Source organism: Parazoarcus sp. PS-13 R2A, from assembly GCF_057621855.1.
Map to the genome: position 1 here is coordinate 1 of NZ_JBYEXN010000037.1, position 19,652 is coordinate 19,652.

At 63.9% G+C, this 19,652-nt stretch carries 17 protein-coding genes; 9 read left to right on the forward strand and 8 right to left on the reverse strand.

The genetic code is table 11. The features are described from left to right. Window positions 1-1,957 (forward strand): excinuclease ABC subunit UvrA (locus AC22G6_RS21110; RefSeq protein ID WP_487368413.1); only part of this gene is annotated, 1,957 nt, incomplete at its 5' end. A 48-nt stretch (window positions 1,958-2,005) separates the two neighbouring features. Next, window positions 2,006-2,701 (forward strand): cytochrome b/b6 domain-containing protein, encoded by a 696-nt coding sequence (locus AC22G6_RS21115; protein WP_487368414.1) that lies wholly within the window; start codon window positions 2,006-2,008, stop codon window positions 2,699-2,701. 64 nt (window positions 2,702-2,765) lie between these two features. Here AC22G6_RS21115 and AC22G6_RS21120 read toward each other — a convergent pair whose 3' ends face one another. Beyond that, window positions 2,766-3,227, reverse strand: a complete 462-nt coding sequence (locus AC22G6_RS21120; RefSeq protein WP_487368415.1) for a c-type cytochrome — start codon at window positions 3,225-3,227, stop codon at window positions 2,766-2,768. A gap of 253 nt (window positions 3,228-3,480) precedes the next feature. On the opposite strand from AC22G6_RS21120, the gene AC22G6_RS21125 reads away from it, so the two are divergent. Continuing rightward, window positions 3,481-5,103, forward strand: a complete 1,623-nt coding sequence (locus AC22G6_RS21125) for a methyl-accepting chemotaxis protein (protein ID WP_487368416.1) — start codon at window positions 3,481-3,483, stop codon at window positions 5,101-5,103. On the opposite strand, the gene AC22G6_RS21130 is transcribed toward AC22G6_RS21125, so the two are convergent. From AC22G6_RS21130 to AC22G6_RS21140, 3 genes are all read right to left on the reverse strand, one after another. Further along, window positions 5,093-6,397, reverse strand: a complete 1,305-nt coding sequence (locus AC22G6_RS21130) for a sensor domain-containing diguanylate cyclase (RefSeq protein ID WP_487368417.1) — start codon at window positions 6,395-6,397, stop codon at window positions 5,093-5,095. The two genes, AC22G6_RS21125 and AC22G6_RS21130, sit on opposite strands and share 11 nt — an antisense overlap. Window positions 6,398-6,565: 168 nt before the next feature. Beyond that, window positions 6,566-8,008, reverse strand: a complete 1,443-nt coding sequence (locus tag AC22G6_RS21135) for a DegQ family serine endoprotease (protein ID WP_487368418.1) — start codon at window positions 8,006-8,008, stop codon at window positions 6,566-6,568. A gap of 131 nt (window positions 8,009-8,139) precedes the next feature. Continuing rightward, window positions 8,140-10,242 (reverse strand): TonB-dependent receptor plug domain-containing protein, encoded by a 2,103-nt coding sequence (locus AC22G6_RS21140; protein ID WP_487368419.1) that lies wholly within the window; start codon window positions 10,240-10,242, stop codon window positions 8,140-8,142. Window positions 10,243-10,384: 142 nt separating this feature from the next. Between AC22G6_RS21140 and AC22G6_RS21145 the strand changes: the two genes are divergently transcribed. Next, window positions 10,385-11,323, forward strand: a complete 939-nt coding sequence (locus tag AC22G6_RS21145) for a hydrogen peroxide-inducible genes activator (protein WP_487368420.1) — start codon at window positions 10,385-10,387, stop codon at window positions 11,321-11,323. A 153-nt stretch (window positions 11,324-11,476) separates the two neighbouring features. Then, on the forward strand, window positions 11,477-11,947 hold the full coding sequence (locus AC22G6_RS21150) for a Dps family protein (protein WP_487368421.1): 471 nt from the start codon (window positions 11,477-11,479) through the stop codon (window positions 11,945-11,947). Between the two features lie 61 nt (window positions 11,948-12,008). Here AC22G6_RS21150 and AC22G6_RS21155 read toward each other — a convergent pair whose 3' ends face one another. The 3 genes from AC22G6_RS21155 to AC22G6_RS21165 are packed head-to-tail and all read right to left on the reverse strand — an operon-like array spanning window position 12,009 to window position 14,881. Next, window positions 12,009-13,307 (reverse strand): TRAP transporter large permease, encoded by a 1,299-nt coding sequence (locus tag AC22G6_RS21155; protein ID WP_487368422.1) that lies wholly within the window; start codon window positions 13,305-13,307, stop codon window positions 12,009-12,011. Window positions 13,308-13,317: 10 nt separating this feature from the next. Next, the gene (locus AC22G6_RS21160; RefSeq protein ID WP_487368423.1) at window positions 13,318-13,836 is read right to left on the reverse strand and encodes a TRAP transporter small permease; all 519 of its coding nucleotides are present in this window, start codon (window positions 13,834-13,836) and stop codon (window positions 13,318-13,320) included. Window positions 13,837-13,891: 55 nt separating this feature from the next. Further along, a complete protein-coding gene (locus AC22G6_RS21165) occupies window positions 13,892-14,881 on the reverse strand; it encodes a TRAP transporter substrate-binding protein (protein ID WP_487368424.1) in 990 nt (329 codons plus the stop codon). A 149-nt stretch (window positions 14,882-15,030) separates the two neighbouring features. Here AC22G6_RS21165 and AC22G6_RS21170 point away from each other — a divergent pair, with 149 nt between their 5' ends. From AC22G6_RS21170 to AC22G6_RS21185, 4 genes are read left to right on the forward strand one after another with little or no spacing between them, the layout of a single operon-like run. After that, entirely contained in the window at window positions 15,031-15,573 is a 543-nt protein-coding gene (locus AC22G6_RS21170; protein ID WP_487368425.1) for a winged helix DNA-binding protein, read from the forward strand. 25 nt (window positions 15,574-15,598) lie between these two features. Continuing rightward, window positions 15,599-16,357, forward strand: coding sequence for a 5-oxoprolinase subunit PxpB (gene pxpB, locus AC22G6_RS21175; protein WP_487368429.1), 759 nt, complete (start codon window positions 15,599-15,601; stop codon window positions 16,355-16,357). Further along, window positions 16,354-17,409 carry a 5-oxoprolinase subunit C family protein gene (locus AC22G6_RS21180; RefSeq protein WP_487368426.1) on the forward strand — a complete coding sequence of 352 codons (1,056 nt, stop codon included), beginning with the start codon at window positions 16,354-16,356 and terminating at the stop codon, window positions 17,407-17,409. Before pxpB ends, AC22G6_RS21180 begins: the two co-directional genes overlap by 4 nt. 13 nt (window positions 17,410-17,422) lie before the next feature. Continuing rightward, window positions 17,423-18,232 (forward strand): LamB/YcsF family protein, encoded by an 810-nt coding sequence (locus tag AC22G6_RS21185; RefSeq protein ID WP_487368427.1) that lies wholly within the window; start codon window positions 17,423-17,425, stop codon window positions 18,230-18,232. 74 nt (window positions 18,233-18,306) lie between these two features. Here AC22G6_RS21185 and gabT read toward each other — a convergent pair whose 3' ends face one another. Continuing rightward, window positions 18,307-19,617: a 4-aminobutyrate--2-oxoglutarate transaminase gene (gene gabT / locus AC22G6_RS21190; protein ID WP_487368428.1), complete on the reverse strand. Its 1,311-nt coding sequence runs from the start codon at window positions 19,615-19,617 to the stop codon at window positions 18,307-18,309. Window positions 19,618-19,652 lie beyond the last annotated feature (35 nt).

The window sequence follows — 19,652 nt, forward strand, 5'->3', positions numbered from 1 at the left end:
CGACTCTGACCCCTTTGAAATTACGTTCTCGACGCTGCGGGCGTGCCCGAGTTGTGGGACGGGCTTTCCGGAGCCTGATCCGCGTCTGTTTTCGTACAACGCCAAGCATGGCTGGTGTCCCAAGTGCTTCGGGACGGGTCTGAAGACGGCGGCGCGGGTGGAAGATCCGGATGCGCTCGACCTTGGCGATGCGGAAGACACAGTCAGCAGCGACGAGCCCTGCCCGGCGTGTGAGGGTGCGCGACTCAATCCGGTCGCACGTGCGGTGCGTTTCCGTGACCGTGGCCTGCATCAGCTGGCGAAGCTGGCGGTGAACAAGATTGCGGACTTCTTCGGCGAACTGGTGTTGAACGAGCGTGAAAACGATATTGCGCGTGATCTGGTGAGCGAGATACGCGGTCGCCTTGATTTCCTTCAGCATGTGGGACTGGGCTACCTCGCGCTCGACCGCGCTGCGCCCACCCTGTCCGGTGGCGAGGCGCAGCGCATCCGGCTGGCGGCTCAGCTGGGCTCCAATCTGCGCGGGGTGTGCTACATCCTGGACGAGCCCACGATTGGCCTGCATCCGCGTGACAACCGCCTGCTGCTCGACACGCTTGAGGCACTGCGCGACCGCGGCAACACGCTGCTGGTGGTTGAGCATGACGAGGACACCATCCGCCGTGCCGACCATGTCATCGACCTCGGTCCGGGGGCCGGCGTGCGCGGTGGCCGGGTGGTGGCCGAAGGTGATGTTGCGGCGCTGCTGGCGGCACCGGAATCGGCTACCGGCGCCTGCTTCCGCAATCCGCTGCAGCATCCGATGCGTCCGCGGCGGCCGGTGGCGGCAGACCACCCGGCGATTCGGGTCGAAGGTGCCAGCCTGCACAACCTGCGCAATATCGATGCACGCATCCCGCTGGCCCGGCTCACGGTGGTGACCGGGGTGTCGGGATCGGGCAAGTCTTCGCTCGCACGCGATGTGATTCACGCCAATTTGAGGGCCCGGCTGGGCGACCCGGAGGCGGTGCGCGCACGCCGTCGTGGCAAGGCACAGCCGGAGGAAGTCGATCAGACCCTGGTGGGCTGTCGCAGCCTGGAAGGCTGGCAGCAGGTCGGCCGGGTGCTCGAGGTGGATCAGACCCCGATCGGAAAGACCCCGCGCTCCTGCCCGGCGACCTATGTCGGTTTCTGGGATGCGATCCGCAAGCTGTTTGCCGACACTTTCGATGCCCGCACCCGGGGCTGGAGCGCATCGCGCTTCTCCTTCAACACCGGTGCCGGCCGCTGCCCCTCATGTGACGGGGCCGGGCAGACCACGGTGGAGATGAACTTCCTGCCCGACGTGAAGACGCCGTGCGAGGCCTGTGGTGGTGCGCGCTTCAATCCCGAAACCCTGTCGGTACGCTGGCGCGAGAAGACGGTGGCCGAGGTGCTGGCGATGCCGGTGGACGAGGCTGTGGGCTTTTTCGCCGCCCATCCGTCCATCGCCCATCCGCTGCAGCTGCTGCAGGATGTGGGTCTGGGCTATCTGACCCTGGGCCAGCCCAGCCCGACGCTGTCGGGTGGCGAAGCGCAGCGCATCAAGCTGGTGACCGAGCTGTCCAAGGTACGCAACCGTCCGGGCGATGCGGCTGCAGCAACGGGCCTGCCCCTGCCCGCCGACCGCCACACCCTGTACGTGCTCGACGAGCCCACCGTGGGCCTGCACATGGCCGATGTGGACAAGCTGATTCATGTGCTGCACCGGCTGACCGACGCCGGGCACACCGTACTGGTGATCGAGCACGATCTCGATGTGATGGCGGAGGCAGACTGGCTGATCGATCTTGGCCCCGAGGGTGGGGATGGCGGCGGACAGATCGTCGCCGAAGGGCCGCCCGAGGTCGCGATGGACAATCCCGCATCGCATACCGGCCGGCACCTGGTGGAGTTTCTCGCCGCGCGGTGCGGCACTGCGGAACCGAAACCAGCCTGATCCGGTCCCTGAAGGCATAATGGATAGTCGTATTGCAGGGATGGTTTTATGAGCAAGCAAGTTGTGCGGGTGTGGGATCTGCCCACCCGCGTCTTTCATTGGGCGCTGGTGGTGCTGACCGCCGGTGTGTTTGCCAGCGGGCTGATCGGTGGCAACCTGATCGTGTGGCATGGCCGGCTGGGCGTGGCCATTGCCGGTCTGCTGGCGTTTCGTCTGGTCTGGGGCGTGCTGGGTTCGACCTATGCGCGTTTTACCCACTTCGTGCCGGGACCGGGTCGCATCAAGGCGTATCTGCGCGGTCAGTGGAAGGAGCCGGGCCACAATCCGCTGGGGGCGCTGTCCGTGCTCGGCTTGCTTGGCATCATGATCTTTCAGGTGGTGAGCGGGCTGGTGGCGAATGACGATATCGCCTTCGAGGGACCGCTGTATGCCATCGTGAGCAAGAGCACCAGTGACTGGATGAGCAGTCTGCACCGGCAGAACATCTGGATCATCGGCGGGCTGATCGCGCTGCATGTGCTGGCGATCCTGTACTACGCACACGTCAAGAAGGACAACCTGGTGAAGCCGATGATCACAGGGGTCAAGGAGTTTCCCGAACCGGCGCCCAGGCCTGCGCAAGGCGGTGGACTGGTGTCCTTCGTGGTGGCGCTGGCCGTTGCGGCTGCAACAGTGTGGGTGGCGACGGGTGGGCTGGTTTCGCCACCTCCCCCGCCGCCTCCACAGTCCGCGCCCGCCTGGTAAGAACGAAAAAGCCGCATCGCTGCGGCTTTTTCGTGTCTGCGGTCAGGTCAGATGCGGTGCAGACTCACTCCTCGCGGAACTTGTCGTGACAGGCCTTGCACGTCTTGCCAAGGTCGCCGAACGCGGTCTTGACTGCAGCAGCATCACCGGTCGCAGCGACTTTTGCCAGGTTGTTCGCGGCGCCGCTGAAGTCACCCGCCAGCTTGCCGACTTCCGGCATGTTCTGGAACAGCTCCGGCTTTACACGGGTTTTCTGGCTGCCGACGTCCTTGTCGGTACCCGGGCCATAAAGTGCGCCCATACCCGAGTTGGCGATGCCGGCGATGGCATTGGCGGCCGCAGTGACCTGGGCTGCGTCGTAGGTGCCTTCGAGGTTGCTCTTGATCTTGCCCATGTTCCAGCTCATGAAGCTGTATCCGGCCTTGCGGAACTTGATCTGATCTTCCGGTTTGACCTGGGCCGTCGCGATGGTGGCGAGCGACAGTGCGACAATACCGAGTGTTGCGCGGGCGATGGATTTCTTCATGTGTGACCTCTCAGGTTGATGATGGATGATGAAATTCGGATAGGGAACCGGTGCTCGGACAGGGCCTGAATATCTTGGTTCCCTGTGTCTATCAGGGTTGCATGATATTCGTATCAGGTGACAAATCAAGGCTGGTGCCACGTGCCGGGTTTTTCGTCCGAAGAAATCGCTAAAGCTTTGCATCAGATCAGCCGATGTTTCAAATGACTACAGAATGGGCCCGGACGTCGGGCACACAGGCAAGGAGAGAATCATGCGTCGTCTAGCCGACACGCCGATATGGGTGCGCCTCACCGGCGCAATCTGGCTGATGCTTGTGATTGCGTGGGGCAGCATGATCGTGTGGGAGACCCGCGTGAATCGCGATACCGCGATCGATCAGGCGCGTGACTTTGCCAGTTCGGTCAACGAAATGACCATGGCAGGGCTGACCGGAATGATGATTACCGGCACCGTGGCGCAGCGCGACGTGTTTCTCGACCAGATCAAGGAACTGTCTTCGGTGCGGGATCTGAAGGTGATTCGTGGCGAAGCCGTGAGCAAGGTCTATGGTCCGGGCACGGCTGCCGAGACATCGCTGGATGAGGCCGAGAAGGCGGTGATGGCGGGCGGTCCGGCAATTCTGCAGGTCGAGACCGACGACCGCTTCGGTGAGCACCTGAGGGTGGTGATCCCGTCGCCGGCATCAAAGAACTATCTCGGCAAGGACTGCACGCTTTGTCACCAGGTGGATGTGGGCACCACGCTGGGTGCGGTGAGCATGCGCATCTCGCTCGACAAGGTCAATGCCGCGGTGACCGATTTCCGTAACGAAAGCATCCTGTTCGCATTCCTGGCGTCCCTGCCGCTGGCTGCATTCATCTACCTGTTCATCCGTCGTTTCGTTACCCGGCCGCTGTCGCACATGACCGCGAGCCTGGCGGAGATTGCCCAGGGCGGCGGTGACCTCACGCGCAGGCTCGATGCACCGGGTCAGGATGAAATTGGTCGCACGGCCGAGACCTTCAACCGCATGATGGTCACGATTGCCGATCTGGTGCGCCAGGTGGGCGCCTCGGCCGAGGCAGTCACGGGCTCGGCACGCAACCTGGTGACAGGCTCCTCGCAGCTGGCCGAAGGTTCGCACCGGCAGAACGACAGTTCGATGGAAGCGGCCAAATCGGTTGATGAACTCAACGTCAAGATTCTGCACATTGCTGAAAGTACCGAGTCGGTGCGTGTGCGATCCCGCGACAGTCTTGCCCGCTCGCAGGAAGGCCAGCGCAGTCTGGGAGAGTTGATCGGCGAAGTCGCACATGTCGAAACTGCCGTGCAGCACATGGCGGAATCGGTGAGTGCCTTTGTCGATTCGACGCGGGCCATCACCAGCATGACGCAGGAAGTGCGCGAGATTGCCGAGCAGACCAATCTGCTTGCACTCAACGCAGCGATCGAGGCTGCGCGTGCCGGTGAGCAGGGTCGGGGTTTTGCGGTGGTTGCAGACGAGGTGCGCAAGCTGGCGGAGAAATCCGCACGGTCAGCGGGCGAAATCGACACCATCACCCACGAAATCAGCCGCCAGTCGGTTTCGGTGCAGGATTCCATTGCCCGCGGTCTGAGCCATCTCGAGTCCAGCCGTCATGCCGCCGACGTGGTGTCGGGGGTGCTGGTTGCAGCCAATGCGTCAGTCAGCGATGTGGGCGAAGGTCTGGACCGGATCGCGACTGCGACCGAGGATCAGCGCCGTGCCAGCGAGTCGGTGACCAGCAGCATCGACGAGATTGCCGGCATGGCACGCGACAACAATGCCGCGATCGAGCACACGGTCGGCGCGGCGCGCGAGATGGAGCAACTGGCGTCGCGCCTGCAGGAGTCGGTATCCCGCTTCAGGGTGTGAGGGGATTGATGAGGGCGGGTTCCACCCGGTTGCGCCCTGCCGCCTTGGCGCGGTAGAGCGCCTCATCCACTGCGATGAAGAGTTCCCGGGCATCTCTGCCGTGTTCGGGACAGGAGGCGATGCCGAAGCTGGCGGTGACCTGCTCAAGGGCATCGATACCCTCCCATGGATGCGCGGCCAGCAGGTGGCGCAGGGTTTCGATGCGGTGACGCAATTGTTCGAGGTTGCTGTCCACGCAGATCAGCATGAACTCTTCTCCGCCCCATCGGCAAAGAAAGTCCGAGCGCCGGATGTGTCTTCCGAACAGCTGGGCGACGCCGGTCAGCACCTTGTCACCGCACTGGTGGCCGTGCGTGTCGTTGATCTGCTTGAAATTGTCGAGGTCGAACAGGCAGATGCCGAGTGGCACGCCGAGACGTTCGCAAAGCCCCAGCTGGGTGTCGAGCACGATCTCGGCTTCGCGGCGGTTCAGCAGGCCGGTGAGGCTGTCGTGCGATGCGAGTTGCTGCAGGCGGAGTTCGAGGTTCTTGCGATCGGTGATGTTCTGCACCATGCCGACGACTCTTGAGGGTCGGCCGTTTTCATCACGTTCGCAGATCCTCCCGCGGTCATGCACCCACAGATAGTGTCCGTTGCGGTTGCGCAGGCGGTATTCGGCCTCGTAGCGCTCGCGCTCGCCGCTGAGGTGGTCCTCAAGAATACGGTGGACCTGGGTGGCGTCGTCGTGATGGATATTGTCGGTCCAGCTCGACAGCGTGGGCTCGAGTTCGTCCGGCCCATATCCCAGCATGCGCTTGAGCTGGGGGCTGAAAAAGACCCTGTCGCTGCCGATATCCCAGTCCCACAGCCCGTCACTGGCCTCGTTGAGCGCAAAGCGAAGCTGGGCATCGCGCGCGCTCAGGTCGCGTTCGAGCTGCGTGCGCAGGGTGATGTCGCGTGCGACCGACAGGAAATATTCCCGATCCTGGAACTGAAAGCAGCTGGTATGCACCTCTACCGGTACTTCTCGACCAAGCCGGTGTCGATGGCAGCCGATGAACACGTACGGGGCACGCGCCTGGATCTCGGCCGCGATGCTGAGCCACTGCTCCGGGCCGGTCACATCTCTCTGCAGGCTGAGCACCGAATGTTCGAGCAGGTCTTCCGCGCGGCTGTAGCCGAGGCCGGACCAGGCCGCACGATTGCAATAGACGATGCCTGAGCTGGCGGGATCGATCAGGAAGACGCTGTCGGGCAGCGCATCGAACACCGCTTGAAGAACGGCGTGTGAGTTATCGGCGTTGGAGAGCGGCATCTCGTACCCCGTGCGAGCGGGGGTCCTGTCCAGTAGCAGGGCATAATAAACGCATGGCGGACGTGGGTATATCGATTACGTCCCGATTGGCACGAAAGCTTCCCCGGAAAGTGCAGGAAAAGGCATGGTGGCAGGCGGATCACCGCATGCCACCACCGCCGTGCGTGCTCAATCCATGCGGACCGGCACGAAGATGCGTGCATCGCCACGCTGGATCAGCAGTGCAAAACGTTTGCCTGCGCGATCGAGGTACTGGCGGAACTGCTCGACCGAATTCACCGGCTGATTGTTGAGTGCCAGAATCACGTCCCCGCGCTGAAGGCCGGCGCGCGCGGCGGGGCCGGTAGCGCCTTCGACGACGAGGCCGCCGCTGAGACCGATCTGGGCCGCTTCCTGCCCGGTCAGCGGCCGCGCCTTGAGGCCGAGCTTGCCGGTGGTGCTCTCGCTGCCGCCCGGTTGGGTCGTGCTGCCGAATTCGGGACTGAGTTCGTCAAGCACTGCGGTCACTTCGCGATTGCGGCCGTCACGCCAGACATCGAGCCTGACCTTGGTGCCCGGACGCTTCTCGCCAATGATCCGCGGCAGGTCTGCGGAATCCGCGACGCGAACGCCGTCCACACCAAGCACGACGTCGCCCGCCTGCAGGCCTGCCTTGTCCGCAGCGCTGCCCGGGTCGACGCTGGCAATCAGCGCGCCGCGCGCGTCCGACAGGCCGAAGGACTGCGCGAGCTCCTTGTCCACGCCCTGGATGGCAATGCCGAGACGGCCGCGCTGTACACGTCCATGGGTGACGAGCTGGTCCTTGACCTTCATTGCGACGTCGATCGGGATGGCGAAGGAAATTCCCATGAAGCCGCCCGAACGGGAATAGATCTGGGAATTGATGCCGACCACCTCGCCGGCGAGGTTGAACAGCGGGCCGCCCGAGTTGCCCGGGTTGATTGCGACGTCGGTCTGAATGAAGGGGACGTAGTTTTCATCCGGCAGGCGGCGCGCCTTGGCCGAGATGATGCCTGCCGTCACGGTGTTGTCGAAGCCGAAGGGCGAGCCCATGGCCACGACCCATTCGCCCACGCGGGCGCGATCAGGGTCACCGATCGTGACTGCAGGCAGATTCTTCGCATCGATCTTGAGCACGGCGACGTCGGTACGCTTGTCGATGCCGATCACCTTGGCCTTGAATTCGCGCTTGTCGATCAGCCGTACGGTGACCTCTGCGCCATCTTCATCAACGACATGGGCATTGGTCAGGACATAGCCATCGGCACTGACGATGAAGCCCGACCCGATGCCGCGGCTGATCCGTGGCGCACCGCCCTGTTGTCCGGGCATGTTGGGCATGGGTACGCCGAAGCGGCGCAGAAAGTCGTAGAAGGGGTCGTTGGCAAAGGGATTGTCATCGTTGCCGAAGCGTTGCTCCTGGACCACGCTGATGTTCACAACGGCGGGGCCGACCTGTTCGACGAGATCGCCAAAGTCGGGGAGTCCGAAACGGTTGCTACTGACCGCAGCGACAGCAGGCGCGGCCTGGGTGGTCGAGACGAGTGTTCCTTCGGGTAAGAAGGCGACGAGGGCAAGCGCCAGCGTGGTGGCAGCGAGGCTGTTTCTCATGGGCGTTCCTGTGTTGTGGAAGGCAAATCGACTCTCGGTTGACGCGCAAGTGCGCGATGCGTTCCCGCTTGAGATCGTGTTCGCGACATGGGGGCGGTGCGGCTGCCGATCAAGACCCGTGTGCGCGTGTCCTAGAAGCGCGTGCGCATGCTCAGGTAGATCTGCGGCTCGATCGGGTTGGCGATTTTGCTGCCATTGTATTGGGGCAGGAGTTCGACCGGGCGGTGCACGAGTTCCTGATGCCGGCCGAGCAGATTGATGCCGCTGAGGCGAAACTCCACCGTCTGATTTCGCAGTCGCAGGCTGCGTGCGAGGCTCAGGTCCAGCGTGGTGTAGGCGTCGACCTTGAAGCGCTGACTGCCGGCATAGCCCGTACCGGCCTCGGAAGGGCCCATGCGCAGGATGCTGATTGTGGTGTGCCAGGCGCCGAGGTGCTGCATCCAGGTCAGGCTCGCGCTGTAGGGGGCGACGGTGGCTTCCAGGGCCGGGTCGGCAGCCCGGGCCCGGATCATCGTATGGTTGAAGATGATGTCGCCGTCCGCCCACGGGCGAACGCGCAGCTGATATTCGATACCGGTGAGCCGCACCGTATCCGTGCTGTTGCTCCAGCGCGTGCCACCGAGGATGCGCTGGAAGAAATTGGGGTCGGCGAGCGTGTTGTCCGCGGCGCTCAGCATGGGAGGGAGCCCTTCGCGCATGATGTAGTCGCGGATGTGCTCCTGGAACAGACGGACATCCAGGCTGCCCCGCGCCCGGGGCAGCAAGCGGATGAATCCGAGTTCGAAGGCGTCGATACGCTGCGGTTTCAGGTCGGGATTGCGCCGATGACGTTGCTGCAGCAGACCGTAGACCGGGTGGATGACGCGGGTATCGGCTTCGCGCTCGAACAGGGTGGGCTGACGCCAGGCACGCGAATAGCCGGCCTTGAAGGTGGTGGCGGAATCGGGTTGCCAGTTCAGGAAGAGACGTGGTGCCAGTCGAAGCCTGTCGCCTTCGATCTGCTCCACCATGGAGCCGGCGTTCCACAGCCATTGTGGCGCCATGCGCCATTCGGCATTGCCGAACAGGCGCCATTCCTGCTGGCTGCGGGTGTGGTTGTCGTTGAACAGGGCTTGTGCCTTGAGCTCATCGCGCCGCCATTCCAGACCCCACACCAGTTGCAGCTTCTCCGATGTGCGCAGGCGGTGCTGCAGCTCAACGTTGTCGCGCTGACTGTCGCGATCCTGATCGACGTCGATCACGAGTCGGGGTGCTGCAAGCAGGGCCGCACGCAGGCCCGGGAAGGCACCGAGCGTGCCGTCCAGATTTCTGTGGGAGTCGACGCTCCAGGACTCGCGGGCGCTTTCGCTATTGTGGTACCACGATAGCGACCATTCCTCGTCAGGCGAGGGGCTGTGCAGCCAGCGCGCGTGAAGGTGGCTGTTCTGGTGCTCGCTGCTGCGGGGCTCACTGCCATCGAACAGCGTGCCTTCGTAACCGTTGCCGCGATGCCCGTTGCTGAACCCCGCGTTGAGGGTGAGTTCGTCGATGTTGCCGAGTCGAATGTCGCTGCGCAGGTTCAGTGTGTCGATCCGGCGACCGTCCTTGAGCCCGGCAGCGCCGTCGTCCTGCTGGTGGGCGGCGGTGATGCGCAGACCCAGGGGGCCGTCGTGGGTCACCATGCGTGCGCTGACATCCGCGACGCCCTGATTGCCGAGTGTGACGCCGACCGTGCTGCCCGCCTCCGTAGCGGTGTGCTTGGTGATGATGTTGACCACGCCGAGAAAGGCGTTGGAGCCATAGGCGGCGGAATCGGATCCGCGCACGATCTCGATGCGGTCGATGTCGTTGATACCGATACCCAATGCACCCCAGTCGGCCCCACCGTAGAAATACGGCGAGTACACCGAACGGCCGTCGATCAGCACCTGCATCTGGTTCGGAAAGTCGCTACCCAGGCCGTGGTAGCTCACCCACTGATCATTGCTACGCTCCTGCGCAACCTGCATGCCCGGCACCAGTCGCAGCAGGCGGGCGATGTCGCGGTATCCGGTTGCGGCGATGAGCCCGGCGTCGATTACGCTGATTGCGCCCGGCGTATCCTGCATGGGCTGAGGAAGGCGCGACACCGTGAGGACGACGGGAAGCGGTTCGAAGAACGGGTCTTCACTGGCGTCGTGGAACGCCGACGCGGTTGCAGCCGGCGCAGTGAGCAGGCATCCTGCCATGTATCGGGCGATGAGTCGGATTTGCATCCACTCCATTTCTTGTTTCTTGATATGCGCCAAAGTAAATAGTCATCCGATGGATGAATGATGCATATTATAAAGGCGAATACTGCGTTTCCGGCCGTCCTCGCCTCGTCCGCCCTGCGCACGCTTTCGGTAGAAAAACACCATGACGCTGACTGACCTTCGATATCTCGTAGCACTTGCCCACGAACGTCATTTCGGACGTGCGGCGGAAAAATGCCATGTATCGCAGCCGACCCTGTCGGTTGCGATCAAGAAGGTGGAGGAAGAGCTCGGTATCCAGCTTTTCGAGCGCAGTGCGTCCGAGGTGAAGATTACCGAAACCGGCCGGCGCATCGTCGCCCAGGCAGAAAAGGTCATGGTCGAGGCCAGCCAGATTCACGAGATTGCGGCCGCGGGCAAGGACCCGCTGGCGGGTCCGTTGCGCGTCGGCGTGATCTACACCATCGGGCCTTATCTGCTGCCGCGGCTGATTCCGCGCGTACATCAGCTGGCACCGCGCATGCCGCTGATCATCCAGGAGAACTACACCACGCGGCTGGCCGAAGCGCTCAAGCGCGGCGAACTTGATGTCATCATCATCAGCCTGCCGTTCGAAGAGCCGGGTATCGTGACCCAGCCGGTGTATGACGAACCTTTTCGGGTGCTGCTGCCGTCGAGCCATCCCTGGGCTGCACACCGGACGATCGATGCCGAGCATCTCGCGGATGACCAGCTCCTGCTGCTTGGTTCCGGCAACTGCTTTCGCGATCAGGTGCTTGAGGTGTGTCCGCAATGCCGCAATGTGGGCGGTCTGCAGCGCACGCTCGAAGGCAGTTCGCTGGAAACCATTCGCTACATGGTCGCAACCGGCCTTGGCGTGACCGTGGTGCCGAGTTCGGCTGCGGACGAACTCGACGCGCACAACCCCCTGGTCGCGGTCAGGCCCTTTACCCAGCCGGAGCCGTCGCGACGGGTTGCGCTGGCCTGGCGCGTGACCTATCCCCGCAGTGGCGCGATCGACATTCTGCGCACGGCAATTTTTGAGAGCAGCCTGCCCGGTGTGAAGCCGGTCGGTCGACTTCCCTCGCTCGATGCTGCGTGAGTGCTTGGGCGCGGCAAGCGCATTGCATAGCCCTGGCCGATGCCGCCGATACCGAGTTTCAATTAGATCGATGCCCGGGAAACGCCTAGTATGGAGCTGTGAAGGGTGCATTACGGCCCGTCGATGAACAGCCGAGAGACAAGGAGTGATGACATGGAAATGGATATCGGCATCAGCAAGAAAGAGCGCGCAAAGATCGCGAACGGTCTGTCCTGTCTGCTGGCGGACAGCTATACGCTGTACCTGACCACGCACAATTTCCACTGGAACGTGACCGGCCCGATGTTCAACACGCTGCACCTGATGTTCGAGGCGCAGTACACCGAACTGGCGCTGGCCGTGGATCTGATCGCCGAACGCATCCGTGCGCTCGGTTTTCCGGCGCCCGGTACCTATCGCGAGTTCCAGAAGCTCACCAGCATGAAGGAACCGGAGGGCGTGCCCAGTGCGGAAGACATGATCCGAGCGCTTGTGAAAGGCCAGGAGGCAGTCGTAAAAACGGCACGCAGCGTGGCGCCGCTGGCCGACAAGGTGAGCGACGAGCCGACACTCGATCTGCTGACCCAGCGCATGCAGATCCACGAGAAGAACGCCTGGATGCTGCGCAGTCTGCTGGAAAAGTGACAGCACTGAGCAGTGCTGCAGTAAATGAAACGGGCCCGTGTGGGCCCGTTTCATTTGTGCGTCAGCCGATCATCTTGCCCGGCAACCAGGTCACCAGACCCGGAAACACGTAGAGCAGCACGACGGCCAGTGCCATCAGGAGGAAGTAGGGAATGGCATAGCGCGCAATGGTCGTGATCTGGCGCCCTGTCAGCCCTTGCAGCACGAACAGGTTGAAGCCGACCGGCGGCGTGATCTGCGCCATCTCCACCACGACGACGACGAAAATGCCGAACCACAGGGGGTCGATGCCGGCAGACTGAATGGTCGGCAGCAGGACCGCCATGGTCAGCACCACGATCGAGATGCCGTCGAGGAAACAGCCCAGCAGGATGTAGAAAATTGCCAGTGCCACCAGCAGCATGCCGGGGCTCAGGCCGAGCGAGCCGATCCATTCGGCCAGATGCCGCGGCAGGCCCATGTAGCCCATGGCCAGGGTGAGGAAGGCCGAGCCGCCCAGGATCAGCGCGATCATGCAGTACAGGCGGGTGGCGCCCATCAACGCGGCGATGAAGCTCGCCTTGCTGAGCGACTTCTGGCTCGCTGCGATGATCAGGCTGCCGATCACCCCGATGGCCGCGGCTTCTGTCGCGGTGGCAATGCCGCTGTAGATCGAACCCAGCACGCCGCCGATCAGCAGCACGACCGGGATCAGATTGCGCGAGGCGGCCAGTTTCTGGATCAGGCTTGTTTTAAGGTCGGCCGGCGGGATGCGCTTGCTGTTGAGCAGCGACCACAGGATGACCCAGCCCATGAACAGTGACGCGAGCAGGATGCCGGGCAGCACGCCGCCGACGAAGAGCTTGGAGATCGACACGTCGGCCGACACGCCATACACGATCATGATGATCGAGGGCGGAATCAGCAGGCCGAGGGTGCCGGCACCGGCGAGGGTGCCGAGGATCATCGACTCCGGATAGCCACGGCGGGTGAGCTCGGGCATCGAGATCTTGCCGATGGTGGCGCAGGTGGCGGCCGACGAGCCGGACACCGCCGCGAACAGCGTACAGCCGATGATGTTGGTGTGGAGCAGGCGTCCCGGCAGGCGCTCCAGCCAGGGCGCGAGTCCCTTGAACATGTCCTCCGAGAGCTTGGTGCGAAACAGGATCTCGCCCATCCACAGGAAAAGTGGCAGTGCGATCAGGGTCCAGCTCGAGCCGGCGCCCCAGATCGCGACCGCCATGCCGTCGCCCGGTGGTCGCGGGGTAAAGCCGAGCATGCCGAGGATGCCGATGGCCATCAGGGCGAGGCCGATCCAGACGCCGCCGGCGAGCAGTACGAGCATCAGCCCGATGAGAAGGGCCGCTATGGTCAGTTCCATGATGTCTCTCTTATTCCATGCGGACGGCTTCGTTGCCCGCGCCGGCGAGGCGCCGCGGAGCACGGCCGAGGGTGGTGAGGATGAGGTCGTCGAGCAGCGCGATCACCAGCACGACGGTGCCGATGGCCATCGACAGCTGCGGAATCCACAGCGGTGTCGCATCGATGCCCTGGGACACTTCCTCGAATTCGTGTGACTGCCACGCCAGACGCACCGCATACCAGGCAAGCGTCATGGCAATCGTGGTGGCCGCTGCGAGCGAGAACCACTCCAGCACCTTGCGCAGGCGCGGGCCGACGCGTTCGAGCACCAGGCTTACGCGGATGTGCTCACCGTGCTTGAAGGTGTAGGCGAGGGCGAGAAAACCACAGGCGGCCATGCAGTAGCCGGCATAGTCGTCGGTGCCACTCAGGTAGATGCCGAGCGGGCGACTGAAGATGCCGGCCGAGACCATGACCAGGGTGGCCACCATGCCGATTGCGGCAAGCGCACCCGACAGGCGGTAAAGGGAATCGAGCAGTGCTCGCATGGCGGACTCCGGACGAAAAAATGGCCCGGCATGCCGGGCCAGATTGGATTGGTGCTTACTTGGCCTTGCGGTAGGCGTCGAGAATCTTCTGGCCGTCGGCGCCAGTCTTCTCCAGCCACTCGGCGGTCATCTTTTCACCAACTTTTAGCAGGTCTGCACGCAGCACGTCAGATGCCGGCAACACCTTCATGCCATTCGCCTTGAGCTGGCCGATGTACCAGGCAGTCTTCTCTTCCGAGAGCTTCCAGCCGCGCGTCTCAGCCGCGGCCGATGCCTTGAGCACGACTTCCTTGGTTGCCGGATCGAGCGCGTCAAAGGCTTTCTGGGAAACGAACACGATGTTCTTCGGCAGCCAGGCCTGAACGTCGAAATAGTAATCGAGCTGCTCCCAGCTCTTGGTGTCGTAGCCGGTGGACGATGAAGTGATGTTGGCGGACACCACGCCGGTGGACAGGGCCTGGGTCAGATCGGCGGCCTGCACGGTGACGGGTTGCGCCGACATCAGTTCGATCATGCGTGCAACGGTCGGGCTGTAGGAGCGGATCTTGATGCCCTTGAGATCGGCCATCGAGGTCAGCGCGGTCTTGGAGTAGATGCCCTGCGGCGGCCATGCCACCGAGTACAGCAGCTTCAGGCCGTTCTTGGCCAGACGCGCTTCGACCGCATCGCGCGACACCTTCCACAGTTTCTGCGATTCGGCGTAGCTGGTGGCGAGGAAGGGCACGGTGTCCAGCGCATAGAGCGGGTCTTCGTTGGCGAGACTGGACAGCAGCACTTCGCCGATCTGCGCCTGACCGCCCTGCACTGCGCGCTTGATCTCGTTGGACTTGTACAGCGAGCCGTTGGAATGCACGGTGATCTTGAGCTTGCCCGCGCTGGCCTTGTTCACTTCATCGGCGAACTGCTGGATGTTTTCGGTGTGGAAGTTGGCGACCGGGTAAGGCGTCGGCATGTCCCACGCCGTTTGGGCGTGTGCGGCGGTCGTCACGCCGAATGCGACGAGCGAGCCAGCCAGCGTGCTGAGGATTCGGTGCTTCATGTTCATCGTGAAGTTCTCCGTGAAAAAGGCGGAAGGATCGGATTCCTGGGGGCACAGCAAACGCGTGAACCATGATGGTCGAAGTCAGCGTTATTGAAAGATTGGGATTTCATCTATAAATTGTCAAGAAATCGTAAACGAAATGTGAGTAAAAAATGCCCAAGCAACTTGTGCCGCTGGTCGGGCGTGACGGAGGACGGATCGTTTCCTCCCAGCATCTGGTGTCGCCGAAATCGCCCGAACTGTCCGAGTTCGAGTTCGGGATGATCATTGCGTGGCACGCGTTTTCGCGTTGGATGACACGCTGCATGACCGCTGCCGGGATCAAGGACATGACGCCCATCGACGTGCTGGTGCTGCATCATGTTGCTCACCGCGACAGCGAAAAACGCCTCGCTGACATCTGTTTCGTGCTCAACGTCGAGGACACCCACGTGGTGTCCTACTCCTTGCGCAAGCTCGCCGCACTTGGACTCGTGCACAGCAGGAAGCTGGGCAAGGAGGCCTTCTTCGCAACGACCGATGCCGGACGCGAGGCTTGCGTGGCTTACCGCGATGTACGCGAAGCCTGCCTGATGCCCGGTTTCACCGGCAGTGCCGAAGACAACGCACAGATCGGTGATCTGGCACGCCTGCTTCGCACCCTTTCGGGGCGTTACGACCAGGCTGCACGCGCTGCTTCGACATCCGCCCCCTGATTAAGCAAGGAACAAGCCCGTGAGTATGTGTGTGCTGGATGCTGGCGATGCTGCCTTTACCGTTGAGTTCGGCGATGCGATCGACCCGGATCTGCTTGCCGCAGTGAATGCCCTCGATGTCGGTATTGCCCGCCTGCAGGCCGAGGGTCGTCTGCCCGGTGTGATCGAGACCATGCCGACCTTTCGCTCGCTTACCGTCTTCTTCGACCCGCTGCAGACCGGGCGCGAGAGGCTGCTTGAGGCTTTGAGCCCGCTGTTTGCCGCGAGCGGACACAGCGGTGGCGACAATGGCCGGTTGTGGCGGCTGCCGGTGTGTTACGAGGGCATCTTCGCGCCGGATCTGGCCGAAACCGCGCGCACTCTGGGGGTCAGCGAGGACGAAGTCGTGGCACTGCACAGCGGCAGTGAATACCTGGTGTACATGCTGGGTTTCCTGCCCGGTTTCCCCTTCATGGGCGATCTGCCCAAGGCGCTGCGCCTGCCGCGTCGCCCGGAGCCGCGGCTGCGCGTCCCCCCCGGCAGCGTGGCGATCGCGACCGGGCTCACCGCGATCTACCCGTGGGAGAGTCCTGGCGGCTGGCATTTGCTCGGGCGCTGTCCTGTCACCCTGTTCGACGCCGGGCGTGAATCGCCCTCGCTGCTGGCCGCGGGTGACCATGTGCGCTTCGTCCCGGTCTCGATGGCCGAATACGAGCGCATTGCGCGCTCGCTCAAATCGGGTGACATCGAGCCGCAACACTGGCTCACGCGTCGCGGCGCAGAGCAAGCGGAGGTATCGCGATGAACAGCCCGGCCAGTCTCGAGATCGTTTCACCCGGTGCCTATGCATCGGTGCAGGATGTCGGGCGTCGGGGCTTCCGCCGCATCGGCGTGCCGTGGGCGGGCGTGCTCGACCCCCGGCTGATGCGCATCGCCAATGCGCTGGTCGGCAACCCCGCCACCGCGCCGGTCATCGAGTGCTTCGACGGCGGCCTGCAGGTTCTTGCGCGTGGGGCCGCCGTGCGTGTTGCCGTGGCGGGCGATGCCGTGCTCGAGATCGAACACGATGGCGAGCGCAAGCCGCTGCCGCCGTGGCGCTCGGTCACGCTGGCCGACGGCGATATCCTGCGCATCCGCCGCATGGGCAGTGGCCGCATCGCGGCGCTTGCGCTCGAGGGGATGGCGCTGCCGCAGGTGCTGGGCAGTGCGTCGACCTATGCGCGCGCAGCGCTCGGCGGCGTGGATGGGCGCGCACTTGCAGCCGGAGTGTGTCTGCCGGCGCAGCCAGCCAGTGGCGGCGAGCGCATCCTGCCCCGGCCGCCTGTGATCGACGTGCGTCCGATTCGCGTCGTCAGCGGCCCGCAGGCAGACCATTTTTCGGCGGAGACATTCGAGACCTTTCTGGGCAGCGATTACCGCGTGACGGCCGAGGCCGACCGCATGGGCGTGCGGCTGGAAGGCCCGGTGCTCGGGCATCTCGGCCCGGCAGAGATCATCTCCGATGCGACCGTGCCGGGCTCCATCCAGGTGCCGGGCAAGGGCCAGCCCATCGTGCTCCTTGCCGATGCGCAGACGGCCGGTGGCTATCCAAAGATCGCGACCGTGATCGGCAGCGACATCCCCCGGCTTGCTGCCTGTCGTCCCGGACAGACACTGCGCTTTGCCGCCGTCAGCGCGGCTGAGGGTGAGCGCATCGCACGCGAAACCGAAGCCGAGACCCTCGCCCTGCTCGCCGCAATCTGTCCCTTTGCGGCAGAAGGTGTGGACGAAGCAGCCCTGTATTCCGCCAACCTGGTGAGCGGCGTGGTGCATGCGCTGTCACCCGAGTACCGGCCGCTGACCGCGGCCGACGACTGACCTGGAGCCCGACATGAAGATCAACCTCAATGCCGACCTCGGCGAATCCTTCGGCGCCTGGAAGATGGGCGAGGACGAGGCCCTGCTGCAGGTGGTGCGCTCGGCCAACATCGCCTGCGGCTTTCATGCCGGCGATCCGCTGGTGATGCGCAATACGGTGCGCACGGCCCTTGCCGCCGGCGTGAGTCTCGGCGCCCATCCCTCCTATCCCGACCTGCAGGGCTTCGGCCGGCGGCCGATGAAGATGGCGCCGAACGAACTCGAAGCGATGGTGATCTACCAGGTCGGGGCGCTGGCCGGCATGGCCGCTGCAGAAGGCGGGCGTGTGACCCACGTCAAGCCGCATGGCGCACTCAACAACCAGGCCTGCGAGGACGCGGCGCTGGCCGACGCGGTGGCGCGTGCGGTGCGTGCAATCGACCCCGGGCTGATTCTGCTCGCGCCCGTGCTGTCGGAGCTGTACAAGGCGGGCGAACGCGCAGGGCTGAGGGTTGCGGCCGAGATCTTTGCCGATCGCGCCTACACCGACGCCGGCATGCTGGTGCCGCGTGGCCAGCCCGGCGCGGTCATCCACGACCACGACGAACTCGTTGCTCACGTGCTGCGCATGCTCGACGCCGGCGGCGTCGTGTCGCAAAGCGGCAAGGTGCTGCCGGCCGCAATGCACAGCATCTGCGTGCATGGCGATACGCCGGGCGCGGTGGACAACGCGCGCAGGTTGCGCGCCGCCCTCGAAGCCGGCGGTCGGGAAGTGGTGAGTTTGCCCGACGTGCTCCAGGTCGCTGTCGCCAACGCGCGACCGGTCGTTCAGGTTGATCGGTAATCATTGCGGTAAACGAAAAACGCCGCTTGCGTTATCAGCAAGCGGCGTTTGTCTGCCCTCAATCAGCGCAGGTTTCAGGCCGAAGCGATGACTGCGTCGATGGAGGCGGCGAGGATGTCCAGACCTTCGTCGAGCACGTTCTGCTCAATGGTCAGCGGCACCATCAGACGCAGCACGTTGCCGTAGCTGCCGCAGGACAGCAGCAGCAGGCCGCGCTTGAGCGCTTCGGCGATGATGGCCTTCACCAGTTCAGGCGCCGGGCGGGCGTGGTCGCCGCCGTGGAAGAACTCGACCGCCACCATTGCGCCGAGACCGCGCACATCACCGATGCTCTTCTGCTTGGCCGCGACCTCACGCAGACGGGCCTGCATGTGCTCGCCGATGTCGGCGGCGCGCTGGCACAGGTTCTCGGATTCGACCACGTCGAGCACGGCAAGCGCTGCTGCGCAGGCCATCGGCGCACCGGCGTAGGTGCTGCCGAGGCCGCCCGGGTTGAGCGCATCCATGATGTCGGCGCGGCCAACCACGGCAGCAATCGGGAAACCGCCGCCGAGGCCCTTGGCCATGGTGATGAGGTCGGGCACGACATTGCTGTGCTCCATGGCGAACATCTTGCCGGTGCGGCCGACGCCGCTCTGGATCTCGTCGGCGATCAGCAGGATGCCGTGCTTGTCGGCCAGTGCGCGCAGCCGCTGCATGAACTCGGCCGGTGCGGGGTAGTAGCCGCCCTCGCCCTGAACTGGCTCGACGATGAAGGCGGCGACGCGCTTGGGCTCGATGTCGTTCTTGAACAGCAGCTCGATGCCGTGGATGGCGTCATCCACGCTCGTGCCGTGCAGTTCGCAGGGGTAGGGTGCGTGGTAGATCTCGGCCGGGAAGGGACCGACGCCGAGCTTGTAGGGGTCGATCTTGCCGGTGAGGCCGAGCGTGAGCAGGGTGCGGCCGTGGAAGGCGCCGTTGAAGGCGATCACGCCCGGACGACCGGTGAAGGCACGCGCGATCTTGACCGCGTTCTCGACGGCTTCGGCACCGGTGCTGACGAAGAAGGTCTTCTTCGGCGCATCGCCGGGGGCCAGTGCGCTGAGGCGCTCGGCCAGGGTCAGGTAGCCGTCATAGGCCACGACCTGGAAGCAGGTGTGGCTGAAGTGCGGGATCTGCTCCTGGGCAGCGGCGATCACCTTGGGGTGGCAGTGGCCGGTGTTGACCACGGCGATGCCGGCAACGAAGTCGATGTAGCGACGGCCTTCAACGTCCCAGATCTCGGCGTTCAGGGCCTTGGATGCGAACAGGGGGTGAGCCTGGCCGACGCCGCGCGGCAGGGCCGCGGCGCGACGCGCCATCAGCGCACTGTTGGTTTGTCCTGCCGGCAGGGTGGTTGCGTTCATGCTGATTCTCCTAGGGTATTGTTCTGGCGACGGTG